We start from the raw sequence: 24,257 nt of genomic DNA, 5'->3' as shown, positions 1-24,257 counted from the left end.
GCGGCCTCTCACCAGGCTCCGTGTCGGCGCTCCCACGCGTCCTCGACGGTCCCGCCCCGCGCCACGATCGCGCCGGCCGGGATCGCGAGCAGCATCAGCGCGCCCAGCATGAGCAGCGGACCGCTCCATGAGCCGGTCCCCTCGTGCAGCAGCGCGAAAGTGAACGGGAACAGCGCGGCGACTGCGTAGCCGGCGCTCTGCGCGAAGCCGCTGAGCGCGACCGCGCCCTCGCGCGTGCGGGCACGCACCTGGATGAGCACGAGCACGGCGGGGAACAGTCCCTGCGGAATGCCGAGCAGCACGACCCACAGCACGGTCGCCGCCGTCGGCGCCAGCAGCAGCCCCGCGACGGCCGCGATGCCCGTGACGAGCGCGACGACGTACAGCCAGCCGATCCACCGCCCGCGGGTGACCACGAGCGGCACGAGGAACGAGAGCGGCAGCCCGATCGCCGCGAACAGCGACAGCAGCGCGCCGGCGGCGGCATGGGAGACGCCCGCGACGTCGACGAGGATGACCGGCAGCCACGCGAAGCACGCGTACACGCTCGCCGACGAGATCGCGAACGTCGCCGCAAGCGCCCACGCCAGCGGCAGCCGGAAGAGGCGGTCGAGCACGCGGGGCGCCGGCTCGTCGACGGCGGCGGCGTGCTCGGCGCGATCCCGCACCGCGAGCGTGATCCACGGCACCATCGCCAGCACCGCGAACACCGCCCACAGCCCGAGCGAGAAACGCCAGCCGGCAGCATCCGCGATCGGCACCGCGACCAGCGGCGGCAGGAAGGCGGCCACGGCGAGGGTCGCCGAGTACACCGCCGTCATGACCCCGACACGGTCGGGGAAATACGCCTTGATGAGCGGCGGCAGCACGACGTTGCCGACGCCGATCGCCGCGAACAGCACCGTCGTGCCGATGAGCAGGACGCCGGCGTTCGGGGCGAAGGCGCGCCCCGCCAGCGCGAGGGCGGCGACGGCCATCGCGGCGATGGCGAGACGCTCCAGACCGAAGCGGCGCTCGAGCAGCGGGGTCACGATTCCGAATACCGCGAAGCACACCGGCGGCGCTGTGCCGATGAGGCCGACGACCCACGTGGGCACGTCGATGTCGGCGCGCACCTCGGCGAGGATCGGCGAGAGCGAGGCCACGGCCGAGCGCAGCGAGAAGGCGACGAGCACGACGCCGACGAGGGCGAGGAGCCTTCCCCGCCAGAGGGAGCGGGCGGGGAGGTCGGTCACCGATCCAGCCTAGATCGCCCCGCGGGAGGCGGGGGTGCGCCGGTCAGCTCTCTTGGGAGCCCTCCACCCACGCGAGGTACTCCTCGGTGACGGTCCCGGTGATGTACCGCCCGTCGAAGCAGCTCATGTCGAGGTCTTCGACGCCGGGCGAGCCGTCGAGGATCGCCGCCTTCAGGTCGGCGACCTCCTGGTAGACGAGGTAGTCGCAGCCGAGCTCATCGGCGATCTCGGGGATCGTGCGTCCGTGGGCGACGAGCTCCTGACGCGAGGGCATGTTGATGCCGTAGACGTGCGGATGCCGGATCGGCGGGGCTGCCGAAGCGAACGTCACCGAGGCGGCACCGGCATCCCGGGCCATCTGGATGATCTCCTTCGACGTCGTGCCGCGCACGATGGAGTCGTCGATGAGCAGCACGTTCTTGCCCTTGAACTCGCTCGACATCGCGTTGAGCTTCTGGCGCACGCTCTTCTTGCGCACCGCCTGCCCCGGCATGATGAAGGTGCGGCCGACGTAGCGGTTCTTGTAGAAGCCCTCGCGGTACTCGATGCCGAGCTTGCGCGCCACCTGCATCGCGGCGGGGCGGGCGCTGTCGGGGATCGGCATGACGACGTCGATCGCGTCCTTCGGCGTGTACTTCGCGATCGTGTCGGCGAGGCGGTCGCCCATGCGCAGCCGCGCCTCGTACACCGAGATGCCGTTCATGACGGAGTCGGGTCGCGCGAGGTAGACGTACTCGAACGAGCACGGCACGAGCCTCGGGTCGGTCGCGCACTGGCGCGTGTGGAGGTTGCCGTCGAGGTCGACGAACACTGCCTCACCGGGCTCGACGTCGCGCACGACCTCGAAGCCGGCGTTCTCGAGCACGAGCGACTCGGATGCCGCGACCCACTCGTACTTGCCGTTCTCGGCCCGACGCGTGCCGAGGATGAGGGGACGGATGCCGAACGGGTCGCGGAAGGCGAGCAGACCGTATCCGGCGATCAGAGCGATGGTCGCGTACGAGCCCTCGACGCGCTCGTGCACGCGGGAGACCGCACGGAAGATCTGGTCGGGGTCGAGGTCGAGCCCCGAGATCTCCTGCTGCAGCTCGTTGGCGAGCACGTTGACGAGCAGCTCGGTGTCGGAGCTCGTGTTGAGGTGACGGCGGTCGGTGCGGAAGAGCTCCTCGGTGAGCTCACGCGTGTTGGTGAGGTTTCCGTTGTGCACGAGCACGATGCCGTAGGGGGCGTTGACGTAGAACGGCTGCGCCTCCTCCTCGCTCGAGGCGGAGCCCTTCGTCGCGTAGCGCACGTGGCCGAGGCCGATCTCGCCGAGAAGGGCGCGCATGTCGCGGGTGCGGAACGCCTCGCGCACCTGCCCCTTCACCTTCGAGACGTGGAAGACGCCGCCCCGTTCGGCGGTCGCGATGCCCGCGGAGTCCTGACCACGGTGCTGCAGCAGCAGCAGCGAGTCGTAGATCTCCTGGTTGACGGGGGTCTGGCCGACGATGCCGACGATGCCGCACATGGGGGGTGGTTGCTCCAGAGGATCTGTGGAGGGGGATCAGTGGTCGGCGTAGCGGCCGACGAGGCGCACCGCGCCGCCGTCGACGCCCTTGGCGCCCTGCTCGAACTCGCCGTCGGGACGCGCGCCGGTGCCGACCGTGCCGACCCGCCAGGTGGCGATGCCCTCGGCCGACAGTGCGGATGCCGCAGCATCCGCCCGGTCGGCCGAGACGACGGCGAGGAAGCCGACGCCGAGGTTCCAGGTGCCCTCGGTCGCCTCGAGTTCGAGCGAGCCGAGGTCGGCGAGCACGCGGAACACGGGCGAGGGCGACCAGGTGGAGCGGTCGACCTCGACCCAGGTGCCCTGCGGCAGCACGCGCGCGAGGTTGGCGGCGATGCCGCCGCCGGTGACGTGCGACAGGGAGTGCACGGCGTCCGGGAACTGGGTGAGCAGGCGCAGGAGCGGCAGCGTGTAGAGCCGCGTCGGCTCGAGGAGCGCCTCGCCCCACGTGGTGCCGAAGTCGGCGGCGTGGTCCCCGTAGCCGATGCCGGCGCCGGTGACGATGTGGCGGATGAGCGAGTAGCCGTTGGAGTGGGGACCGCTGGAGGCCAGCGCCAGCACGACGTCGCCGTCCTGCACGCGCTCGGCGCCGAGCACCTTGTCGGCGTCGACGATTCCCGTCGCCGCGCCCGCCACGTCGTAGTCGTTCAGACCCAGCAGCCCGGGGTGCTCGGCGGTCTCGCCGCCGACGAGGGCGGTGCCGGTCTGCTCGCAGCCGAGGGCGATTCCGCGCACGATGTCGGCGATGCGCTCGGGGAACACCTTGCCGCACGCGATGTAGTCCGTCATGAACAGGGGCTTGGCGCCCACCACGACGATGTCGTCGACGACCATGCCCACGAGGTCCTGGCCGATCGAGTCGTGCTTGTCGATGGCCTGCGCGATGGCGACCTTCGTGCCGACGCCGTCGGTGCTCGTCGCGAGCAGCGGCTTGTCGTAGAGCTTCAGGGCGGACGCGTCGAACAGGCCCGCGAAGCCGCCGACGCCGCCGAGGACCTCGGGGCCGTGGGTGCGTCGGACCGCCGACTTCATCAACTCGACGGCGAGATCGCCCGCCGCGGTGTCGACGCCGGCTGCAGTGTAGGGATTCGGTGGGGTCGAGGCCACCCGCACAGCCTACCGGCCGTCGCGGGGTACTCCGCCCGCCGCGGCGTGTGGGGCGGAGCGCGCACCGGCCCGCTCGACGCGTGTCAGCGCACCGGCCCCGCCCGGGCGCGGGCATGCCAGGATGGGCGGCATGGCGAGCGGTGGCGAATGGCTGGTGCGCGAGGATGCGGGTCAACCCGTGCTCGTCGCGCTCTACCTGCGCCAGGTGCTCGGCATCCGCTATCCGGAGGAGCTTCCCGCGCTGCGCGGGGTCGCGACGCGTGAGGCGTCTGAGTTCGAGCCGGTGGCCGACCTGGAACGCCAGTGGCGGCGGTACTGGGAGATGACCGTCGAGCCCGAGGCGCATCCGTCGCCGGTGCCGCTCGACCTCGTCGACGGCTTCGACCTGCTCGTCGCCCTGCCGACCGAGGGGTTCGCCGAACTCGCGGCCGCGATCGCGCCGCACGGCGCCGACGCGGTCGCGTACGCCCGCGGCGCGCACGAGCGCTACCGCAGCTCGATCGGGACGGGCTCGTCGTACCGCGCCTACGCGAGCGCGATCGCCCAGCACGAGCGCTCCGTCGGACGTCGCGCCCACGGGTTCGAGCTGAACGTGCAGGTGCTGCCGCTCACGCAACGCGGCGTGTGGTGGATCGGCACGCTCACCGTCGCCGTCACCGACGGCCTCCGCGGCGACGTGGTCGCCTTCGACGCGGCCATCACCCCGGTGATCGCCGACCTCGCCTGACGTCCGCCGAGGGTCAGTCCTCGTCGCCGACGGGCGGCTCGACGTGACGCTCGTGGTCGACCGTGACCTCGCGGGTGCGGCGCCCCACGGTGCGGTCGAGGATGAGCGCGACGACGCCGCCGAGCGCGAGGCCGACGGGGATGCAGATCAGCGCGACGAAGCCGAAGACCTGGGTCGTCGTGTAGGTGACCCCCGTGAAGGGGCTCTCGTCGGTGGCGTCCTGACCGCCCGCGAACGCGAAGGTCAGGATGAGGGCGGCGATGATGCCGAGCGCGGCGCCGAGCGCGAGGAACACCCCGTACTTGGGGGCGCGGCGCAGCTGCGCCTTCTCGATGCGGTGCTCGGCGGGATCGGTCACCCCCCCATTGTCCCACCGCGCGACGACGCGCAACCTTCAGTCATTTTGAAGGTTGCGCGTTTCCGCGTGCCGAACCCTCGCTCCCGGGCCGAACCCTTCGCTCCAGGACGCTCTGGGGTCGAGGGTTCGGCCGGAAGCCGAGGGTTCGCGGTCAGATTTCGTCGGCGCCCGTCGCGGATGCCGTCCGGCGACGCGACGCGATGACCCACGTCACCGCGATCGCGGCCAGCAGCACCACGCCACCGCCCACGAGCCACGGCCAGACCGGCGCCGCGTCGGACTCGGCCAGGGCCGTGACCTCGGGCTCGGCACCGCCGGCTTCGGTGCCATCCGCTCGCGCTGCTGACGTTCCTCGGCACGACCTCCACCCGTGAGCAGATCGTGTTCTGGCAGCTCGGCTCGCTCAACGGCGCGCTGTGGCAGAACATCGCGGTCGTCGCGCCGCTGGTCGCCATCGGACTCGCCGTGGCCGTCTTCGTCTCGCGCCGTCTCGACCTCTTCGCACTCGGCGAGCGCTCCGCCCGCCACCTCGGCGTGCGGGTCGAGCTGCTGCGCGTCGTCGTCATCGTGACCGTCGCCCTGCTCGTGACCGCGGCCGTCGCCTTCGCCGGGATCATCGGGTTCTTCGGACTCGTCGTGCCCCACCTGCTGCGGATGCTGATCGGCCTGGCGCACCTTCCGCTCGTGGTCACCAGCGCCCTGGGCGGCGCCCTGCACATCACCCTCGCCGACCTCATCGCGCGCACCGCGGTGCCGCTGGCCGACATGCCGATCGGCATGATCACCTCCCTGGTGGGTGGACCGTTCTTCCTGTGGCTGCTCGTGCGCACCCGCCGGCGTTCCGGAGGCTGGGCATGACCGCGCGACTCGTCGCCACCGGCATCCGCGTGCGCTACGACGGGGCTCCGCGCGACGCGCTCACGGATGCGGCGATCGAGGTGCGCGCCGGCGAGGTGCACGCGCTCGTCGGACCGAACGGGGCCGGCAAGTCGACCCTGTTCGCCGTGCTCGCCGGGGATGTGACTCCGGCCGCGGGTGCCGTGACGCTCGACGGCCGGGAACTCGCGGCCCGGCATCCGCGGGACCTCGCCCGCCGGCGCGCGGTGCTGCTGCAGGAGAGCCGGGTCTCGTTCCCGTTCACCGTGGAGCAGGTCGTGCGCATGGGACGGGCGCCGTGGGCCCGCACGCCTGCCGCGGACGACGACGACGCGGCCGTCGCGGCCGCCCTCGCCGAGACCGACATGACCGCGCTGGCGGGCCGTACCGTGTCGTCGCTGTCGGGCGGCGAGCGCGCCCGCGCGGCGCTCGCGCGCGTGCTGGCCCAGCGCGTCGACGTGCTGCTGCTCGACGAGCCGACCGCCGCCCTCGACCTGCGCCACCAGGAGGACACCCTCCGCCTCGCGCGCGGCCGCGCCCAGGCCGGCGCCGCCGTCGCGGTCGTGCTGCACGACCTCAACGCGGCCCTGGCCTACGCCGATCGGGCGACCCTGCTCGCGGGTGGGCGCGTCGTCGCGTCGGGAACGCCGGCCGAGGTGCTCACGGCCGAGCGGATCGGCGACGTGTACGGACAGCCGGTCGACGTCTTCCCGCATCCGCTGACCGGTGTGCCCGTGGTGGTGCCGCAGCGCTGAGGCGCGGGCCGGGTGCGGTGCGGGTGCCGGGCCGGTGCGGTCGGCGGTGCCGGGGCGGTGCGGGGCGGTGCGGGGCGGTGCGGGGCGGTGCCGGGGCGGTGCGGGGCGGTGCCGGCGGGCGTGTCACACGAACGGCCGTCCCGGATGCCTCGCACCCACCATCCGTGTGACATGGGAACCGGGCAGGTCACACGAAGGGCCGTCTCGGATGCCGCACACCCACCATCCGCGTGACATGCACCGGGTGGCGGACCATCGCGGCGACTACGGCCGGAGCGGCAGCAGGTCGGCGAGGTCGGCGCGCGTGCCCGAAGCACCGACGCGCCCGGCGGCGACCGCCTCGGCCCACGACTCGGCCCCGGTGGCCAGGTCGATCCAGGTGGCCGCATCCGTCTCGACGACGTTCGGCGGCGTGCCGCGCGTGTGACGCGGGCCCTGCACGACCTGCACGGCGCCGAACGGCGGAACGCGCACCTCGACCGAGTTGCCCGGCGCCTTCTCGACGAGCAGCTGCAACAGATACCGCACGGCGGTCGCGAGCGCGGGGCGCGGCGGCTTCTCATCGGCGGCGCGGGCCGCGGCGACGGCGGCGAGCGCCGCGCGTCCGTCGTCCACCGAGATTCCGCGCGCCATGTGACCACGGTAGCCCGTCCACAACTCCGGAGATCCGGTGCCTCCTGCGCGCCCGGCCCCCGGAATCCCGCCGAGCGTCACTGCGCGACGGCACGCCGCTCCGGAGTTGCGAACAGGCCCGAGGCCGCACGCTCCGCTCCTGCGCCCATCCGGGCAGCCCGACGCCGGCCGCCGTGGGGCCGCGCCGCCCGTCCACAACTCCGGAGATCCGGTGCCTCCTGCGCGCCCGGCCCCCGGAATCCCGCCGAGCGCCACTGCGCGACGGCACGCCGCTCCGGAGTTGCGAACAGGCCCGAGGCCGCACGCTCCGCAACTCCTCCAATCTGTGGGCCCCGCCGCCCGACGCCCGGGCAAAGACGGGCGCGCCCGCCGGACCGAGTGCCGAATCGGAGGAGTTGCGGTGCGCGGAGGTGCGCGCGCGGCCCCGCGAACCGACGGCGGCCCGCGGGCGGCCTCGGTAGGCTGACACGGTGCGCATTCTCGTCCTCGGTTCCGGTGCCCGCGAGCACGCCATCCTGCTCGCCCTGAAGGCCGAGGGAGCCGGCCACGAGCTGTTCGCGGCCCCGGGGAACGCGGGCATCGCGGCAGACGCGACCATCGTCGCCGGACTCGACGCGAACGCCCCGGCGGCCGTCACCGAGTACGCCAACGCCGAGCACATCGACCTCGTCGTCATCGGCCCGGAGGCTCCGCTGGTGGCGGGCGTCGCCGACGCCCTGCGCGAGCGCGGCATCCCCGTGTTCGGCCCCGGCAAGGCCGCCGCCGCGCTGGAGGGGTCGAAGGCGTTCGCGAAGCGCATCATGGACACCGCGGGAGTGCCGACGGGCCGCGCCGCCCGCGCCACCACCCGCGCCGAGGTGGAGGCCGCGCTCGAGGAATTCGGCGCCCCGCACGTCGTCAAGGCCGACGGTCTGGCCGCCGGCAAGGGCGTCATCGTCACCGACGACCGCGCCGCCGCGCTCGCCCACGCCGACGAGTACCTGCCGACCGGCCCCGTGCTGGTCGAGGAGTTCCTCTCCGGCCCCGAGGTGTCGCTGTTCTTCCTGAGCGACGGCGACACGGTGCGCGCGCTCAGCCCCGCGCAGGATTTCAAGCGTGCCCTCGACGGCGACGCCGGCCCCAACACGGGCGGCATGGGCGCCTACTCGCCCCTCCCCTGGCTCGACGAGCGCTTCGGCAGCGAGCAGGCCTTCGTCGACGAGGTGACCCGCACGGTCGCCGAGCCCGTCATCCGCACGCTCGACGCCGAAGGCACGCCGTTCATCGGACTGCTCTACGCGGGCCTCATCCTCACGGATGCCGGCGTCAAGGTCATCGAGTTCAACGCGCGCTTCGGCGACCCCGAGACGCAGGTCGTGCTTCCTCGCCTGGTGACGCCGCTGTCCGAGCTGCTGCTCTCCGCCGCGAGCGGCACGCTCGAAGACCAGCCCGCCCCGCGGTTCTCCGACACGAAGGCGATCACCGTCGTCCTCGCGAGCGAGGGATACCCGCAGGCCCCCGTCACCGGGCGCCCCATCGGCGGGACGGATGCCGCATCCGCGGTCGACGGCGTGCACCTCGCCCATGCCGCGACGGCGCAGCGCGACGGCACGCTGGTGGCGACCGGCGGTCGCGTGCTCAACGTCGTCGCGACGGGCGACTCGTTCGCGCAGGCGCGGGAGCGGGCCTACCGTGCGCTCGGCGAGATCTCGCTCGAGGGCTCGCACCACCGCACCGACATCGCCGCCCGCGTCGCCGACGCCTGACCCCCGCCCGACTGACCCCGGCCGCCTGACGCCTGACGCCTGAGCCACGGACTCCACCCGCAGCCATTGCGCGGAGGATGCCGCGCGCGGCATGCTGTCCACGGGGACGTCTGGGGGGACGACATGGCTGAGCAGATCGGTGTCATCGGGGGCGGCATCGTCGGCATCGCGCTCGCGCGCGAGCTGACCGCCGCCGGCGCTGAGGTGACCGTGCTCGAGAAGGAGGGCCGGCTCGCGCAGCATCAGACCGGGCACAACTCCGGAGTCGTGCACGCCGGCCTGTACTACGCGCCCGGATCGCTGAAGGCGACGCTGTGCGCGGAGGGCCGCGAGCTGCTGCGCGCTCTCTGCGCCGACCGTTCACTGCCCTACCGCGCCGTCGGCAAGCTCGTGGTCGCCGTCGACGGGTCCGAGCTCACCGCCCTCGCCGAGATCGAGCGGCGTGCGCGCGCCAACGGGGTGCCCGACCTCGCCCGCGTCGACGACGTCGGCCGGCTGCGCGAGCTCGAGCCGCACGTCGTCGGTGTCGCCGCGGTGCACTCCCCGCAGACCGCGGTCGTGGACTACGCCGCCATCACCGAGGCGATGGCGCAGGACGTGCGCGCGGCCGGCGGCCGCATCCTGCTGCACACCACGGTCACCGGCATCCGCCTCGAGAACGGGCGCGTGCGCGTGGTCACCGAGACCGGCGAGCACGTGTTCGATCGTCTGGTCGCGGCCGCGGGGCTCCAGTCCGATCTCATCGCACGCCTCGTCGGGGCGGATGCCGCACCCCGCATCCTGCCGTTCCGCGGCGAGTACTGGCAGCTCGCGCCGCAGCGGTCGGGCCTCGTGCGGGGCATGATCTACCCGGTGCCCGACCCCCGGTTCCCGTTCCTCGGCGTGCACTTCACCCGAGGGGTCTACGACGACGTGCACGTCGGCCCGAACGCGGTGCCGGCGCTCGCGCGCGAGGGGTACCGCTGGCGCGACGTCTCGCTGCGCGACACTCTCGGGTCGCTGCGGTGGCCGGGGGCGATGCCGTTGGCCCGCAGGCACTGGCGCATGGGCGCCGACGAGATCAGCGCGTCGCTGATCAAGGCGCGCTACGTCGAGAAGGCGCGCCGGTTCGTGCCCGAGCTGCGCTCCGACGACCTCTCCCGCAAGACGGGCGCCGGCGTGCGCGCGCAGGCGTGGGGCCGCAACGGCGACCTGCTCGATGACTTCGCGATCGACCAGGTCGGCCCGGTCACCGTGCTGCGCAACGCCCCGTCACCGGCGGCGACGAGTTCTCTCGCGATCGCGCGCTTCGTCCACGCGCACCACCTGGCCGCTCCCGCGCGCTGACCGGCGGCGGCCCGGGCGAGAGAGCGCCCGGGCCGCCGCGTCACCGCGTCGACACCACGGCTCTGTGGCGCGGATGCGGGGGTGCGGCGCCCGGGCGGGGCTGCGGCTCAGTGCATCTAGGCGGGGGCGGCAGCCGGCGCGGCGTCGGCGCGCAGGTGTGCGGGCTTCTGCAGGAACAGCACCACGATCACGCCGAGCGCCATGACGATGATCGGCAGGATCAGCGTCTGCGCCATCGCGTCGGAGAAGCCGTCGAGCGCCTGCGGCGGGAGGGCGCCCGAGCCGAACTCGCCGCCGCCCGACGCGGCCATCGGCAGGTTCGCCTCGAGGCGGGCCTGCATGAACGCGGCGATCGCGGCCGATCCGATCACCGACCCGACGGTGCGGGTGGTGTTGTAGATACCCGCGCCGGCGCCGGCCTGACGCGGCGACAGGCCGCGCGTCGCGGTGGTCGCCAGCGGCCCCCACATGCCGGCGTTGCCGATGCCGAGCAGCGCCGACGGGAACAGGAACATCCAGGTCTCGGTGTCGGGGTGCATGAGGAACGCGTTCCAGGCGAGCGCGACCGTGACGAACAGCAGCCCGGGCACGAGCAGCACGCGCGGGTCGACGCGGTCGAGGATGCGGCCCGCGATCGGCGAGAGCACGCCCGCGGCGATCGCGGTCGGCACCATCAGCAGGGCGGACTCGGTGGGGGTGAGCCCCTTGCCGAGCTGCAGGAAGAACATGAGCGGGAGCGTCATGCTCGTCACGACGAAGCCGACGACGGAGATGCCCATGTTCGAGACCGAGAAGTTGCGGTCGCGGAACAGGCCCAGCGGCACGAGCGGTTCGTTGCGCGTCTTCGCCTGCTGCCAGATGAACAGTGCGAGCACGACGATGCCCCCGGCGATCATCGCCCACACCCAGCCGGCCCAGTCGTACGCCTCGCCCTCCTGCAGGCCGAAGACGATGAGGAACAGGCCCACGGCACTGAGGAAGACGCCGACCAGGTCGAAGCGGTGCTCGTGGGTCTCGAGCTTGGGCACGAGGATCCACGCGAGCACGAAGCCGACGACGCCGACGGGGAGGTTGACGAAGAAGATCCACTCCCAGCCGAGGCCGTCCACGAGCAGGCCGCCGGCCAGCGGGCCGACGAGCATCGCGACGCCCGACGTGGCGCCCCACAGGCCCATCGCCGCGCCGCGCTGGTTCGACGGGAAGGTGCGGGTGATGACGGCCATCGTCTGCGGCGTCATCAGGGCGGCGCCGAGACCCTGCACGGCGCGGAAGAGGATGAGCATGTCGAGCGTGCCCGACAGTCCGCAGCCGAGCGAGGCGAGGGTGAAGATCGCGAGGCCGATGAGGTAGATGTTCTTCGGCCCGAACCGGTCGCCGAGGCGTCCGGTGATCAGCAGCGGCACGGCGTAGGCGAGCAGGTAGGCCGAGGTCACCCACACGACGTTGTCGAGGTTGGCGGTGGCCGGGTCGAGCGCGGCCTTGATGGCGGGGTTCGCGACGGAGACGATCGTCGTGTCGACGAGGATCATGAAGAACCCGATGACCAGCGCCCAGAGGGCGGGCCAGGGGCTCTGGGTCCGGACGGACCCGGTCGGGGATGTGGTGGTCATGAGCGTGCGGCTTCTCTCTGGGCCAGGTAGCGGTCGGTGGGCGCGTGCGTGCCGCCCCACGGGAGGTCGTCGGAGCCGAGCCGCTCGATGAGCGACGCGCTCCAGATCAGGTCGGCGCGCACGAGGGCGAGGTCGCGCTCCACCTCGACGAGGTATTGGAGGGCCACCCCCTTCGAGCGCCCCTGGTCGTAGCCCTCGGTGAGGGCGCGCTCGTAGTCGGCGAGCGCGTCGTGGCGGCTGCGGAGGCGCTCCCGCACCTCGTCCGCCTCGAGGTTGTGGGACTCGGCGAGTGCGATGCGGAACTGCGCCGGCCGGTCGATCGCGACCAGCTCGCGCCGCACCCATTCCAGAGCGACGTCGACACCGGCATCCGTCACCGAGTAGGTGGTGCGCTCGGGGCGGTTGCCGTCGCGGTCGGTGCCGACCTCGACGACGAGGCCGGTCTTCTGCAGCCGGGCGACGGTGTGGTAGATCGTGCCGTTGGTGAGGGTGACGAGCCGGTCGTCGTGACGGATGCGCATCAGCCGGATCATCTCGTACGGATGCATGTCGTCCTCGCGCAGCAGCGCGAGCACCATCAGCCCCAGGGGGGTGAGGCGGTCGACCGGGTCCGGCATGATCACTCCATTTCGATTAGTCCACGTGGACTATACCGGATGGAGTAGGGATGCTGTCGAGCAGTGCGCCTCGGCTCAGGGGCGCCCGCCGCCGCCCGGCGCCGCTCCCGCGCTGGGCGTCGTGGTCGTGTCGACGCGCACGACGAGCGACGCGGCGTACCCGTTCGTCGCATCGCCCGTGACGGTCGCCAGCTGCAGGGCGCCGCCGTCCTCGCCGAACACGTTGTCGGAAGCCAGCGTGATCTGCGAGAGGTTGCGGGCCGAGCCGTCGTACGCCGGCAGTGCGTAGACGGGGTCGAGCACGCTCTGCGGGAAGGCCAGTTGCGACGTCGCGATCGCGTTGCCGGCATCCGTGATGTCGGCCTCGGTCGGGTACACCTCGAAGTGGATGTGGGTCCAGCGCCCCGCGTAACAGCCGGGCATGACCGAGGTGAACGTGACCTGCCCGTCGGCGTCGGCGATCTGCACCCCGCGCAGGAAGCTCTCGTCCTCCACGCCGTCGGAGTACATGGAGTACCGCCCCTGCGCATCGCAGTGCCAGGCGTAGACGGCGACCCCGGCGAACGCCGCGTCACCGTTGGCCATATCGGTCAGCCGCAGCGTGAACTCCAGCGGCACCCCGTCGACCGGCGTCGTGCCGCCGAGGCTCGTGCGGATGTCGCGCCGCACGATGCCCGACTGCTCGAGCACGTCGGGACCGTTCGATCCGTCACCCGGGTAGGGACCGGCCGTCTCGTCGGGGATCTCCCCCGCCGGCAGCGCCGTCGCGGCGGCGCTCGCCGTGGCCGACGGCGTCGGCGTCGCGGATGCGGAGGCCGTGGCGGTGGCCGTGGCCGACGGGGTCGCCGTGGCCGTCGGCGCACAGGCGGCGAGCGCGGCCGTGCCGAGGCCGATGCCGACCAGTCCCAGCATCCGCCGCCGGCTGACGAGGGTCTGCAGGTCGAACGCGGCACCCTGGTCGACGACCTCGTCGTCGGGGCGAGGGAGGACGCGTCCCTCGTAGCGGGGGCCGTCGGGCGTCTGGTCGGGTTCGGGGATCATGCCGTCAGTGTGCCCGCGCCGCTGATCCGGCGGCCATGGGGAAGCTGTGCTCTTGCTATGCATCCCGGCGGCGTGCAGTCGTGCCCGCGCCGGCCCGGTGAGGCCCGGCATCCACGGCCCGCCCCGCCACCTGAGATGATGAGCCGGTGACGAACGCGAGCGCGCTGCCCGGCTGGAACCATGTCTACTCGGGCAAGGTCCGCGACCTCTACCGCCCCGACGACGCCGGCGACGAGCGGATGCTGGTGGTCGCCAGCGACCGGGTGAGCGCGTTCGACCACGTGCTCTCCCCCGGCATCCCGGGCAAGGGTGCGCTGCTGACGTCGCTGAGCCTGTGGTGGTTCGCGCAGCTGGCCGGCGCCGACGGGGGACGCGCCCTCCCGAACCACCTCACCGGCGACGCCCCGCCGGCTCCCGTCGCCGACCGCGCGATGGTCGTGCGGTCGCTCGAGATGCAGCCGATCGAGTGCGTCGTGCGCGGATACCTCACCGGCTCGGGGTGGGTCGAGTACCAGGCCGCCGGGACCGTGTGCGGGATCGCGCTGCCGGCGGGCCTGTCCAACGGCGACCGCCTGCCCGAGCCGATCTTCACGCCCGCCTACAAGGCGCCCCTCGGCGAGCACGACGAGAACATCTCGTTCGCCCGCACCGAAGAGCTCGTCGGCGCGGAGCGCGCCGCCGAACTGCGCGACACCTCGCTCGAGATCTACGCGCGCGCGGCCGCGGCCGCCGAGGCGAAGGGACTCATCCTCGCCGACACGAAGTTCGAGTTCGGCGTCGACGCGGGCGGCATTCTGACCCTCGCAGACGAGGTGCTCACGAGCGACTCCTCCCGCTACTGGGATGCGCAGACCTGGGCCGCCGGCGGTACGCCCGAGCAGCGGATGGCGAGCTTCGACAAGCAGATCGTGCGCGACTGGCTCGCCGCGAACTGGGATAGGACCGGCACGCCGCCCGAGCTCCCGACCGAGATCGCGCAGCGCACCGCGGCGAAGTACCGCGAGCTGCTGGAGCGCATGACCTCCTGACGCGGCGGATTGGTCTGACCGGCGGCGTGTGCGACGGCGCTCACAGCTCGCTCTCAGCTAGCCTGAGCGGCAGCCCCACCCGATCTCGAGGAGCACACGCATGCCCATCTGGACCCTCCACGGTGACGGCCGCTCGGTCGCACCCGGCGCCGTCGTCAAGCCGGACGAGCGGCTCAGCTGGCCCGGCACGATCGCGATCGGCGCGCAGCACGTCGTCGCGATGTTCGGCGCGACGTTCCTCGTGCCGCTGCTGACCGGCTTCCCGGTCACGACGACGCTGCTGTTCTCGGGTGTCGGCACGCTGCTGTTCCTGCTGCTGACCCGCAACAAGCTGCCCAGCTACCTCGGGTCGTCGTTCGCGTTCATCGCGCCGATCCAGGCCTACAACGGCGGTCAGGCGCTCGAGACCGCTGAGCAGATCACGCAGGCCATGGTCAGTGTCGCCGTGACCGGCGTGATCCTCGCCCTCGTCGGCCTGCTGGTGCAGAAGGTCGGCATCGGCTGGATCGAGAAGCTCATGCCGCCGGTGGTCTCCGGCGCGATCGTCGCGCTCATCGGCCTCAACCTCGCGCCCGCGGCGTGGAACAACTTCACGCTGCAGCCCGTGGTCGCCACGGTGACCCTCGCCGCCGTCATCCTGTTCAGCGTGCTGTTCCGCGGGTTCCTCGGTCGCATCTCGATCTTCCTCGGCGTCGTGGTCGGTTACGTGTTCGCCGCGGTGACCGGCCAGGTCGACTTCGCGCCGATCGCGCAGGCGCCGTGGATCGGTCTGCCCGAGTTCCACTTCCCCGCCTTCGGCGACCCGGTCTCGTGGAGCCTGCTGCCGATCTTCCTGCCCGTCGTGCTCGTGCTCATCGCCGAGAATGTGGGGCACGTGCGCGGCGTCGCGACGATGACCGGCGACCCCTCGATCAACCGGCACACCGGTCGCGCCCTCACCGCGGACGGCGTCGCCAGCGCCCTCGCCGGCCTCTTCGGAGGCTCCGCGACCACGACGTACGGCGAGAACATCGGCGTCATGGCCGCGACCCGCGTCTACTCGACCGCCGCGTACTGGGTGGCAGGATCGTTCGCGATCCTGCTGTCGTTCTCGCCCGCGTTCGGGGCGGTCGTGAACACCATCCCGGCGGGCGTCATCGGCGGCGTGACGACGGCGCTGTACGGCCTCATCGGCGTCATCGGCATCAAGATCTGGGTCGACAACCAGGTGGACTTCTCGCGCCCCGTCAACCAGTACACGGTCGCGGTGTCGTTCGTCATCGCGATCGCCGGGTTCACGATGAACCTCGGATCGCTGGCCTTCTCGGCCATCGTGCTGGGCACCGTCGCCGCCCTCGTGATCTACCACGGCGGCAACGCGATCGCCCGCTGGCGCAAGACCGGCGCCGACGACGGCGGCCCCATCGTCCCGATCGGGCAGCTCGGCGGCGACCCCGAGTGACGCCGAGCTCGCCGGTTCCGCGCCGAGCTCGCCGGCGAACTCGCGGCCTGATCGGCGAACTCGCGGCCTGATCGGCGAACTCGCGGGGAATGGCGGGCGGATGCCGGACGTTGTGCATTCGTGTGAATGAGAACTTCAGCCCGCTCGCGCCGGCCACCTCGATGGGCGCGGTGACCCTGCTCGTCGGCGACCTCGACGCCCAGACCGCGTTCTACCGCGACGTCGTGACGCTGCAGGTGCTCGCCGCCGACGGCGACACCGTCACCCTCGGCCGCGCCGGCCGTGCGCTCGTGATCCTGCGGCACGAGCCGTCGCTGCGGCACGCGGCATCCGGCTCCGCGGGACTGTTCCACACCGCGATCCTCTTCGAGACCCAGGCCGCGCTCGCCGCCGCCCTCTACAGCGTCGCCCGGCGGGCGCCGCAGACGTTCACCGGTAGCGCCGACCACCTCGTCAGTCAGGCGTTCTACCTCACCGACCCCGAGGGCAACGGCATCGAGCTGTACTGGGACCGCGCCCGCACAGAGTGGTCGTGGACCCACGGTCAGGTCGAGATGGACACGCTCTTCCTCGATCCGAACGCCTTCCTGCAGACGCACCTGCCCGCGGATGCCGAGGAGTCGACGCCGACGGAGGCCGCCACCATCGGTCACGTGCACCTCTCGGTCGGCGACGTCGCGAGCGCCCGCGCGTTCTACGTCGACGCGCTCGGCTTCGACGTCACGGCGGCGCTCGGCAGCCAGGCGCTGTTCGTCAGCGCCGGGGGCTACCACCACCACATGGCGATGAACGTCTGGAACTCGCGCGGCGCCGGTCCCCGGATGCCCGCCCTCGGACTCGGGCGCGTCGACCTGGCTCTGCCCGACGCCGACAGTCTGGGCGCACTCACCGAGCGGCTGCGACACCACGGCGTGCAGGTGCGCGACGACGGCAGGACCGTCGCGTTCGACGACCCGTGGCGCAACGCGCTCCACGCCGTCGTCGGCTGAGACGGATCTCGATACGCCGCCTGCGGCGGCTACTCGATCACCGGGGGTGCGGCGCCGGCGGCGACTACACGACCCGAGGGGCCGCCCGGCGCGGCGGGGTCAGGAGGAGGCGCGGACGATGAGGTCTGCGTCGAGGATCGTCGCGTGCGGAGGCGCACCGCCGTTCAGCAGCGAGATCAGCACCTCCACCATCCGCTCCCCCTGCAGGAACGACGGCTGTCGCATCGTGGTGAGGTGCGGCGCCGTCGATGTCGCGACGGCCGAATCGTCGAAGCCGACGAGGGCGACATCCTCAGGCACGCGGATGCCGGCGCGCTCGAGCACGCCGAGCGCACCGCGGGCCATCAGGTCGCTCGCGACGAACAGCCCGTCGAAGTCCTCACCCGACCGCAGCAGCGCGTCCATCGCAGCCGCGCCGCTCTCGATCGTGAAGTCCCCCGCCGCGACCGGCCCCGGCTCGAGGCCGGCGGCGGCCAGCGCCGCACGGTAGCCGTCGATGCGGTCGACACCGGCGGGCATGGTGACCGGACCCGTGATCGTCGCGATCCGCGTGCGCCCCCGCTCGATGAGATGGGCGGTCGCGACCTGCGCCGCGGCGACGTTGTCGACGTCGACGAAGTAGTCGGCCTCGCGCACCTGGGTGGGCCGACCGCCGTAGACCAAGGGCAGGGCGGCGGCGATGCGCTCGACGAACGTGTCGCTCGAGTGGTGCGAGACGACGATCGCGCCGTCGACGGCACCGCTCTGCAGGTAATTCGACGTCTTGTCGCGCGGATCGCTGCTCGGGATGATGACGTTCAGCACGTAGTCCGACCGGCTGATCCGCGAGTTCACCCCCGCCACGATCGACGCGAAGAACGGGTCGCCGAAGAAGCGGCTGACGTCCTCGGGGACGACGAGGGCGATGGCCATCGTCGACCGGCTCGCAAGGGTGCGCGCGGCGCGGTTGGGCACATAGCGCAGTTCCGCGATCGCCTTCTGCACGGCTTCGAGGGCCGCCGGGCTCACGGCCGTCGAGCCGTTGACCACACGCGAGACGGTGGAGCGGGACACCCCCGCGACCGCCGCGACCTCCTCGATGGTGGCGGCGGTCCGGGGCTGGTCGATGCTCACGGTTACTCCGAGATTCCCCGCGGCGTCACGTGGCGGGAGGTACGTCGATCGCCCGAGCGGCGATGACCCGACGATACTCCAGCGCCGAGTCCTTGAGCGTGCGCTCCTGCGTCTCGTAGTCGACGCGCACGATGCCGAACCGCTTCTCGTAGCCCCATGCCCACTCGAAGTTGTCCAGCAGCGACCAGTAGAAGTAGCCCTTCACGTCGACGCCGGCCTCGGCGGCATCCACGATCGCACCGAGGTGACCGCGCAGGAACTCGACACGATCCCCATCGTGCACGCGCTTCTCGCCGTCGTCGACCACGAGCTCGTCGTCGTAGGCGGCGCCGTTCTCGGTCACGTAGAGCGTGGTCCCCGCCGCCTGGGCGTACTCCGTCCACACCCGCTCGAGCAGGGTCGTGAGCCCCGCGGGCTGCACCTCCCAGTGCATCGCGGTGCGCGGCAGCCCGCGCTCGTGCCAGTGGATGTCGTCACCCGCCGGCCACGGCGACCCGGTCTCCCGGTCGGTCGGCGCGTCGCCGGCGATCGGCGGGTTCGGGTCGGGCTGACCGCCCACGAACTCGCCGTGGTAGTAGTTGACGCCCAGCGAGTCCAGCGGCTGCGCGATGGTCGCGAGGTCGCCCTCGTGCGTCGCCGCCTCGAGCGCGTCGATCGCGGCGGCATCCACCGCACGGATGTCCTCGACGATGTCGGCGGGGTACGACCCGCGGAACACCGGGTCGAGGAACCAGCGGTTGAACTGGCCGTCGATGCGGCGCGCGGCATCCACGTCGGCGGGGTTCTGCGGGTCGGCCGGCTCGGCGACGGTGAGGTTCAGCGTGATGCCGAGGTTCAGCGACGCGTCGCGCGAGCGCAGCTCCCGCACGGTCTGGCCGTGTCCGAGCAGCAGGTGGTGCGCCGCCAGCACGCCCTCGGTGATCGAGAAGTGACCGGGGGCGTGGATGCCGCCGGTGTAGCTCAGGAACGACGAGCACCACGGCTCGTTGAGGGTCGTCCAGATGTCGACGCGGTCGCCGAGGGCGTCGTGCACCGACAGCGCGTACTCGGTGAACAGGTCGGCCGTCTCGCGCACCGCCCATCCGCCGCGGTCCTGCAACGCCTGGGGCAGATCCCAGTGGTAGAGCGTCAGCCACGGCAGGATGTCGTTCTCGCGCAGCTCGTCGACGAGGCGCTTGTAGAAGTCGAGCCCCTCCTGGTTGACGGCCCCGCCGTCGGGTCGCACCCGCGACCACGACACCGAGAAGCGGTAGGTGTCGAGGCCGAGGGACTTCATGAGGGCCACGTCGTCGGCGTACCGGTGGTAGTGGTCGCAGGCGACGTCGCCGTTGTCGGCGTTGATGACGGCCCCGGGCACACGGCTGAACGTGTCCCAGATCGAGGCGCGGCGGCCGCCCTCGAAGGCGGCCCCCTCGATCTGGTACGCGGCGGTGGCGGCGCCGAACAGGAACCCTTCCGGGAACGGACGCGGTGAATCAGTCATGGTGGTTCTTTCCGTGCGGCAGGGGTCAGCCCTTGACCGCTCCCTGCATGATGCCACTGACGAGCTGCTTGCCGGCGAAGACGAACAGGATCAGCAGCGGGATCGTCGCCAGCAGCACGCCGGCCATGACGATCGAGTAGTCGATGAAGTAGTTGGACTGCAGCAGCGACAGCGCCACCGGGAGCGTCGGGTTCTGCCGGTCGAGCACGATGAACGGCCAGAAGAAGTTGTTCCACGACGTCACGAAGGTGAACAGCGCCAGCATGGCGGCCGCGGGACGCGCCGCGGGGAGGCCGACCGTGAGGAACGTGCGGAACGAGTTGGCCCCGTCCACGCGCGCCGCCTCGATGAGCTCGTCCGGCACGGCCTGCTGGATGTACTGCGTCATCCAGAACACACCGAACGCGGTGACCAGGCCCGGGATGATGATCGCGCCGATCTGGCCCGTCCATCCGAGGTCGGAGAACAGCAGGTACAGCGGCACGACGCCGAGCTGGGTGGGAACGGCCATCGTCGCGATGACGAAGACGAGCAGCCAGCCGCGGCCCTTGAAGTGCAGCTTCGCGAACGCCCAGCCCGCGAGGGTCGAGAAGAACACGACCGAGACGGCGATGATCGCGGAGCTGTAGATCGAGTTCCACAGGGCCAGCCAGAAGTTGACGGCCGGGTCGTTCATGACGCTCGCCGCGTTGGCGAAGAAGTTGCCGCCGGGGATCCACGACATGTTCGGGTCGTTGAGCGTCGTCGAGTCGCCCGAGCCGATCAGCAGCGACCAGTAGTACGGGAACACCGAGGCGATCAGCACGATCGCGAGGCATCCGTAGACGAACCAGCCCGGACGCGATCCGCGGACCGGCCGCACGCGGGTGCGGCGCTTGGACTTCGCCGTGGCGGCGGGGGCGGGGACGGGGGTCATGGTGGTCACGAGCGGACCTCCTTCGATGCGGACGCGGCGACGCGGTCGGCGTCGATGCGGCGCCGGGCTTCGCGGGCGGCGGCGCGACGCTGCGCGCGGGTCAGGGGACCGCGCGATCCTTCGTCTCGGACGAGGCCGCGTGTGACGAACAGGTTGATCACGCCGACCACGAGGATGATGAGGAACAGGATCCAGGCCAGGGCCGCGGCGCGGCCGAAGTTCCACTGGTTCCAGCCGATGTCGTACAGGTACAGCGTGATCGTCAGCCACTGCTTGTTCGATCCGCCGAGGCCGTTGGTGTCGAACATCCGCGGCTCGTCGAAGATCTGCAGGCCGCCGATGGTGGACGTGATGATGACGAAGATGAGCGTCGGGCGCAGGCTCGGCACCGTGATCGCGAAGAACTGGCGCACCTTGCCGGCGCCGTCGACGGTCGCCGCCTCGTAGTAGTCGCGCGGGATGGCCTGCATCGCGGCCAGGAGGATGAGGGTGTTGTAGCCCGTCCAGCGGAAGTTGACCATCGTCGCGATCGCGATGTGGCTCGCGAAGGCGTTGGAGTGCCACGGCACGGCGGACAGTCCGATGTCCTTCAGCCAGGTGTTGATGATGCCGTACTGGTCGCCGAACATGTTCGAGAAGATCAGGGCGACGGCGACGGGGGCCATGACGTAGGGGACCAGCACGCCCATGCGCCAGAAGGTCTTGGCGCGGATGTTCTGGTCGAGCATCGCGGCGATGAAGATCGCGGCGATCAGCTGCGGAACGCTCGAGAGCAGGAAGATGCTGAACGTGTTGCGCAGGGCGGTCCAGAACTGGGGCTGGCCGAGGATGTACGCGTACTGGTCGAACCCGACGAACTCACCGGAGTTGCGGATCAGGTCCCAGTCCATGAACGAGATGACTGCCGTGTAGGCGATGGGGAACAGGCCCACCACGATGAACAGCAGGAAGAACGGGGAGATGTAGAGGTACGGCGAGAACTTGAGGTCCCACCGGCTCAGGCGGTGGCCGAAGCCGATGCGCTTCGGCGGGCGGGGCGAGCCGCCGTCCGAGCGCTTCTGGCGCTCGGTGGGGGTGATGGTCGCGGTCACGACGTTTCCTCTCGGAGAAGAAGGGATGCCCCGGGCCGGGTCACGGCCCGGGGCATCGGTCAGGCGGCTATCAGCCGATGGCCTTCACTTCGTCGGCCCACTGGTTCCAGGAGGTGGTGGCATCCTGGGCGCCCTGGTCCACGCGCAGCAGCGACTGGTTCATGGCGTCGTTGATCTGGAAGTAGAACTCACCCTTGAACGGCGAGACCGTGATCGCGTTGGCGCGCTCCGAGAAGATGGTGCCCACGTTCGCGTTGTTGAAGAACTCGTTGGTCGAGCTCAGCAGCGTGTCGGACTTGAGGGCGTCGTTCTGGCTCGGGAAGGTGCCGGCGTTCTCGAACGCCTTGACCTGGGTCTCGGGCGAGGTCAGCCAGTCGGCGAGCTCCTGCGCGGCCGCGACGTTCTTGCCGTTGGCGGGGACGGTCAGGTACGAGCCGCCCCAGTTGCCGCCGCCGTTGGGGAAGACGTTCGCGATGTTCCAGCTGGTCACGTCGGGGGCATTGCCCGAGATGACGCCGAGCATCCAGCCCGGGCACAGCATCGTGGCGAAGGCGCCGTTGGCCATACCGGCCGAGTAGTCGGTCGACCACTGCTCGAGGTGCGCCGACTGCGTGGGCAGGGCGGCGGTGAGCTGCTCGTATGCGTCCTTGACCTCGGGGTTCTCGGTGGCGGTGATCTCGCCGGAGTCGGGGTCCTCGTACGCGGCCTCGATCTGGTTGACCATGCCCTGCCAGATGCCGGCGGCGCTGTCGAACCAGGCGGCACCCGTGTTCGCGGCGGCGAACTGGTCGCCGACCTTGAAGAAGTTGGCCCAGTCGCCGTCGAGCAGCGTCGCGACCTCGGCCGGGTCGGTGGGCAGGCCCGCCTTGGCGAACAGGTCGGCGTTGTAGCAGATGGCCTCGGGGCCGATGTCGGTGCCGTAGCCGATGAGGTTGCCGTCGGCATCCGTCGCCGCCTTCTCCTTCCAGTCGAGCCAGCGGCCCGAGAGGTCGGAGGGGACCGGCGCGAGCAGGTCGGAGTACTGCATGACCTCGGGCAGCCAGTCGACCTCGATCGCCTCGATGTCGGCCAGACCGCTCTTGCCGAGCTTCTGGAAGTAGTTGGCGCGCGCGTCGTTCGAGGTCGCGGCCTTGTTGTGCACGATCTTGACGTTCGGGTGCGCCTCTTCGTACTCCTTCAGGAGCGCGTCGGTGTAGCCGAAGTCGTTGAAGGTCGCGACGGTCAGCGTGACCTCCGCGTTGGGGTCGCCAGTGGCCGAATCGCCGCTGCCGCCGGCGCAGCCGGCCAGCACGATCGCGGACGTCGTCGCGATACCGGCGACGAGGCCGATGCGGCGCAGTGCACGTGTGTTCACGGATCACTCCTTTGTGGGTGGTGGTGCTTGTGGGTCGCTTCCCCGATCCCCAGATGGATGGGAGCGCTCTCACGGGTTGCCCCCGACGCTATGGGATCGCTCCCACGAATGTCAAGGGAGCGCTCCCATGGATGGGTCACGATTCGATCACGCCCCTCAGGCGGCCTGATTCCGGCCGCCGCCGCGCCCTCCCGTAGACTGGGCGCGACCCCTTCCCGCGACATTCGCGTTTCGACTCCTCGCTGCGCTCGTCGCTCTACGACCGGTATGCCGCGGCTGTGCCGCCTGGAGGATCCAATGCCCACCATCGTCGTCGACGTCATGCCCAAGGCCGAGCTGCTGGACCCGCAGGGGAAGGCCGTCGCCGGCGCGCTCACCCGGCTCGGCCACGACGGCTTCGGCGCCGTGCGGATCGGCAAGCGCTTCGAGCTCACCGTCGACACCGCCGACGAGGCGACGCTGGCGACCGTGAAGCAGATCGCCGACGAGATCCTCTCCAACTCCGTGATCGAGGACGTCGTCGGCATCGAGGTCGTCGAGTGACCGCGCGCATCGGCGTCATCACCTTCCCCGGCTCGCTCGACGACGTCGACGCGCAGCGCGCCATCCGCCTCGCCGGCGCCGAGCCCGTGGCCCTCTGGCACGGCTCGCACGACCTCGAGGGCGTCGACGCCCTCGTGCTGCCCGGCGGCTTCAGCTACGGCGACTATCTGCGCGCGGGCGCCATCGCGGCGCACTCGCCGATCATGGCCGAGGTGAAGGATGCCGCGAACGCCGGCATGCCCGTGCTCGGCATCTGCAACGGCTTCCAGATGCTCGTCGAGGCGCACCTGCTGCCGGGCGGGCTCATCCGCAACGCGCACCAGCAGTTCATCCGCCGCGACCAGCGCCTGCGGGTCGAGAACGCCGACACCGCCTGGACGTCGCAGTTCGAGGCCGGCCAGGAGATCACGATCCCCCTGAAGAACGGCGACGGCGGCTACATCTGCTCCGCCGAGACGCTCGCGCGCATCGAGGGCGAGGGTCAGGTCGCGTTCCGCTACCTCGGGGTCAACCCGAACGGGTCGATCGACGACATCGCCGGGCTCACGAACGCACGCGGCAACGTCGTCGGCTTGATGCCGCATCCCGAGCACGCCGTCGAGCCCGGCTTCGGGCCGAACACGCCGGCCGCGATGCGCTCCGGCATCGACGGCCTCGCGTTCTTCACCTCCGCCGTCGCCGCCGTGGTGGCATCCGCCGCCTGACCGGGTCGCGAGATCACGC

Annotated in this window: 22 protein-coding genes and 1 pseudogene; 10 read left to right on the top strand and 13 right to left on the bottom strand. The window is 71.5% G+C overall.

Annotated elements, in window-relative coordinates; all coding sequences use genetic code 11:
• Window positions 1–8: 8 nt before the first annotated feature.
• Genes C7474_RS01290 through purM form a run of 3 tightly spaced genes read right to left on the bottom strand, consistent with a single transcriptional unit; the run spans window position 9 to window position 3,888 of the window.
• Window positions 9–1,235 carry an MFS transporter gene (locus C7474_RS01290; RefSeq protein WP_121056943.1) on the bottom strand — a complete coding sequence of 409 codons (1,227 nt, stop codon included), beginning with the start codon at window positions 1,233–1,235 and terminating at the stop codon, window positions 9–11.
• 43 nt (window positions 1,236–1,278) lie between these two features.
• A complete protein-coding gene (gene purF / locus C7474_RS01285) occupies window positions 1,279–2,742 on the bottom strand; it encodes an amidophosphoribosyltransferase (protein WP_121056941.1) in 1,464 nt (487 codons plus the stop codon).
• Between the two features lie 36 nt (window positions 2,743–2,778).
• Complete coding sequence (gene purM, locus C7474_RS01280; protein WP_199692338.1) at window positions 2,779–3,888, bottom strand: phosphoribosylformylglycinamidine cyclo-ligase; 1,110 nt, start codon at window positions 3,886–3,888, stop codon at window positions 2,779–2,781.
• 130 nt (window positions 3,889–4,018) lie between these two features.
• On the opposite strand from purM, the gene C7474_RS01275 reads away from it, so the two are divergent.
• Complete coding sequence (locus C7474_RS01275; RefSeq protein WP_121056937.1) at window positions 4,019–4,615, top strand: zinc-binding alcohol dehydrogenase; 597 nt, start codon at window positions 4,019–4,021, stop codon at window positions 4,613–4,615.
• A gap of 13 nt (window positions 4,616–4,628) precedes the next feature.
• On the opposite strand, the gene C7474_RS01270 is transcribed toward C7474_RS01275, so the two are convergent.
• A complete protein-coding gene (locus C7474_RS01270; protein ID WP_121056935.1) occupies window positions 4,629–4,973 on the bottom strand; it encodes a potassium transporter Trk in 345 nt (114 codons plus the stop codon).
• 333 nt (window positions 4,974–5,306) lie between these two features.
• On the opposite strand from C7474_RS01270, the pseudogene C7474_RS01265 reads away from it, so the two are divergent.
• Window positions 5,307–5,831 (top strand): annotated as a pseudogene (locus C7474_RS01265) (FecCD family ABC transporter permease); the annotation flags it as partial.
• Entirely contained in the window at window positions 5,828–6,604 is a 777-nt protein-coding gene (locus C7474_RS01260; protein WP_121056933.1) for a heme ABC transporter ATP-binding protein, read from the top strand. The pseudogene C7474_RS01265 and the gene C7474_RS01260, both read left to right, overlap by 4 nt.
• A gap of 264 nt (window positions 6,605–6,868) precedes the next feature.
• Here the strand turns inward: C7474_RS01260 and C7474_RS01255 are convergent, their stop codons facing one another.
• Window positions 6,869–7,237 (bottom strand): sterol carrier family protein, encoded by a 369-nt coding sequence (locus C7474_RS01255; protein ID WP_121056931.1) that lies wholly within the window; start codon window positions 7,235–7,237, stop codon window positions 6,869–6,871.
• Window positions 7,238–7,707: 470 nt separating this feature from the next.
• Here C7474_RS01255 and purD point away from each other — a divergent pair, with 470 nt between their 5' ends.
• Window positions 7,708–8,982 carry a phosphoribosylamine--glycine ligase gene (gene purD, locus C7474_RS01250; protein WP_121056929.1) on the top strand — a complete coding sequence of 425 codons (1,275 nt, stop codon included), beginning with the start codon at window positions 7,708–7,710 and terminating at the stop codon, window positions 8,980–8,982.
• Between the two features lie 123 nt (window positions 8,983–9,105).
• On the top strand, window positions 9,106–10,308 hold the full coding sequence (gene lhgO / locus C7474_RS01245) for an L-2-hydroxyglutarate oxidase (RefSeq protein WP_121056927.1): 1,203 nt from the start codon (window positions 9,106–9,108) through the stop codon (window positions 10,306–10,308).
• A 116-nt stretch (window positions 10,309–10,424) separates the two neighbouring features.
• On the opposite strand, the gene C7474_RS01240 is transcribed toward lhgO, so the two are convergent.
• The 3 genes from C7474_RS01240 to C7474_RS01230 all read right to left on the bottom strand — a co-directional run bounded on the left by C7474_RS01240 (window position 10,425) and on the right by C7474_RS01230 (window position 13,576).
• Window positions 10,425–11,918 carry a DHA2 family efflux MFS transporter permease subunit gene (locus tag C7474_RS01240; protein ID WP_121056925.1) on the bottom strand — a complete coding sequence of 498 codons (1,494 nt, stop codon included), beginning with the start codon at window positions 11,916–11,918 and terminating at the stop codon, window positions 10,425–10,427.
• Entirely contained in the window at window positions 11,915–12,535 is a 621-nt protein-coding gene (locus C7474_RS01235) for a PadR family transcriptional regulator (RefSeq protein WP_121057834.1), read from the bottom strand. Before C7474_RS01235 ends, C7474_RS01240 begins: the two co-directional genes overlap by 4 nt.
• A 75-nt stretch (window positions 12,536–12,610) precedes the next feature.
• Window positions 12,611–13,576 carry an intradiol ring-cleavage dioxygenase gene (locus C7474_RS01230; protein ID WP_121056923.1) on the bottom strand — a complete coding sequence of 322 codons (966 nt, stop codon included), beginning with the start codon at window positions 13,574–13,576 and terminating at the stop codon, window positions 12,611–12,613.
• Window positions 13,577–13,722: 146 nt separating this feature from the next.
• Here C7474_RS01230 and C7474_RS01225 point away from each other — a divergent pair, with 146 nt between their 5' ends.
• The 3 genes from C7474_RS01225 (at window position 13,723) to C7474_RS01215 (ending at window position 17,034) form a co-directional block, all read left to right on the top strand.
• A complete protein-coding gene (locus C7474_RS01225; protein ID WP_121056921.1) occupies window positions 13,723–14,604 on the top strand; it encodes a phosphoribosylaminoimidazolesuccinocarboxamide synthase in 882 nt (293 codons plus the stop codon).
• A gap of 100 nt (window positions 14,605–14,704) precedes the next feature.
• The gene (locus C7474_RS01220; RefSeq protein ID WP_121056919.1) at window positions 14,705–16,045 is read left to right on the top strand and encodes a uracil-xanthine permease family protein; all 1,341 of its coding nucleotides are present in this window, start codon (window positions 14,705–14,707) and stop codon (window positions 16,043–16,045) included.
• A 161-nt stretch (window positions 16,046–16,206) separates the two neighbouring features.
• Window positions 16,207–17,034 (top strand): VOC family protein, encoded by an 828-nt coding sequence (locus C7474_RS01215; RefSeq protein ID WP_199692367.1) that lies wholly within the window; start codon window positions 16,207–16,209, stop codon window positions 17,032–17,034.
• Window positions 17,035–17,133: 99 nt separating this feature from the next.
• Here C7474_RS01215 and C7474_RS01210 read toward each other — a convergent pair whose 3' ends face one another.
• The 5 genes from C7474_RS01210 to C7474_RS01190 form a co-directional block, all read right to left on the bottom strand.
• Window positions 17,134–18,147, bottom strand: a complete 1,014-nt coding sequence (locus C7474_RS01210; RefSeq protein WP_121056915.1) for a LacI family DNA-binding transcriptional regulator — start codon at window positions 18,145–18,147, stop codon at window positions 17,134–17,136.
• A gap of 25 nt (window positions 18,148–18,172) precedes the next feature.
• The gene (locus C7474_RS01205) at window positions 18,173–19,630 is read right to left on the bottom strand and encodes a GH1 family beta-glucosidase (RefSeq protein WP_121056913.1); all 1,458 of its coding nucleotides are present in this window, start codon (window positions 19,628–19,630) and stop codon (window positions 18,173–18,175) included.
• Window positions 19,631–19,655: 25 nt separating this feature from the next.
• Window positions 19,656–20,546, bottom strand: coding sequence for a carbohydrate ABC transporter permease (locus tag C7474_RS01200; RefSeq protein WP_121057833.1), 891 nt, complete (start codon window positions 20,544–20,546; stop codon window positions 19,656–19,658).
• A gap of 5 nt (window positions 20,547–20,551) precedes the next feature.
• A complete protein-coding gene (locus C7474_RS01195) occupies window positions 20,552–21,637 on the bottom strand; it encodes a carbohydrate ABC transporter permease (protein WP_422385771.1) in 1,086 nt (361 codons plus the stop codon).
• A gap of 70 nt (window positions 21,638–21,707) precedes the next feature.
• On the bottom strand, window positions 21,708–22,991 hold the full coding sequence (locus tag C7474_RS01190) for an ABC transporter substrate-binding protein (RefSeq protein WP_121056911.1): 1,284 nt from the start codon (window positions 22,989–22,991) through the stop codon (window positions 21,708–21,710).
• 297 nt (window positions 22,992–23,288) lie between these two features.
• On the opposite strand from C7474_RS01190, the gene purS reads away from it, so the two are divergent.
• Both purS and purQ read left to right on the top strand, forming a co-directional pair.
• Window positions 23,289–23,534, top strand: a complete 246-nt coding sequence (gene purS, locus C7474_RS01185; protein ID WP_121056909.1) for a phosphoribosylformylglycinamidine synthase subunit PurS — start codon at window positions 23,289–23,291, stop codon at window positions 23,532–23,534.
• Window positions 23,531–24,238, top strand: coding sequence for a phosphoribosylformylglycinamidine synthase subunit PurQ (gene purQ / locus C7474_RS01180; protein WP_121056907.1), 708 nt, complete (start codon window positions 23,531–23,533; stop codon window positions 24,236–24,238). The genes purS and purQ overlap by 4 nt, the downstream gene beginning before the upstream one ends.
• The last annotated feature ends 19 nt before the right edge of the window (window positions 24,239–24,257 follow it).

The organism is Microbacterium telephonicum, assembly GCF_003651225.1.
GTDB lineage: Bacteria > Actinomycetota > Actinomycetes > Actinomycetales > Microbacteriaceae > Microbacterium > Microbacterium telephonicum.
Note: the sequence above shows the minus strand (reverse complement) of the source record. Positions and strands in the feature narration are given on the sequence as shown.

Coding starts and splice junctions, on each gene's coding strand:
- purF (WP_121056941.1), bottom strand. CDS start 2,742: ATGTGCGGCATCGTCGGCATCGTCGGCCAGACCCCCGTCAACCAGGAG.
- C7474_RS01275 (WP_121056937.1), top strand. CDS start 4,019: ATGGCGAGCGGTGGCGAATGGCTGGTGCGCGAGGATGCGGGTCAACCC.
- C7474_RS01205 (WP_121056913.1), bottom strand. CDS start 19,630: ATGACTGATTCACCGCGTCCGTTCCCGGAAGGGTTCCTGTTCGGCGCC.
- lhgO (WP_121056927.1), top strand. CDS start 9,106: ATGGCTGAGCAGATCGGTGTCATCGGGGGCGGCATCGTCGGCATCGCG.
- C7474_RS01230 (WP_121056923.1), bottom strand. CDS start 13,576: ATGATCCCCGAACCCGACCAGACGCCCGACGGCCCCCGCTACGAGGGA.
- C7474_RS01200 (WP_121057833.1), bottom strand. CDS start 20,546: ATGACCCCCGTCCCCGCCCCCGCCGCCACGGCGAAGTCCAAGCGCCGC.
- C7474_RS01235 (WP_121057834.1), bottom strand. CDS start 12,535: ATGCCGGACCCGGTCGACCGCCTCACCCCCCTGGGGCTGATGGTGCTC.
- C7474_RS01255 (WP_121056931.1), bottom strand. CDS start 7,237: ATGGCGCGCGGAATCTCGGTGGACGACGGACGCGCGGCGCTCGCCGCC.
- C7474_RS01240 (WP_121056925.1), bottom strand. CDS start 11,918: ATGACCACCACATCCCCGACCGGGTCCGTCCGGACCCAGAGCCCCTGG.
- C7474_RS01220 (WP_121056919.1), top strand. CDS start 14,705: ATGCCCATCTGGACCCTCCACGGTGACGGCCGCTCGGTCGCACCCGGC.
- purS (WP_121056909.1), top strand. CDS start 23,289: ATGCCCACCATCGTCGTCGACGTCATGCCCAAGGCCGAGCTGCTGGAC.
- C7474_RS01215 (WP_199692367.1), top strand. CDS start 16,207: ATGGGCGCGGTGACCCTGCTCGTCGGCGACCTCGACGCCCAGACCGCG.
- C7474_RS01260 (WP_121056933.1), top strand. CDS start 5,828: ATGACCGCGCGACTCGTCGCCACCGGCATCCGCGTGCGCTACGACGGG.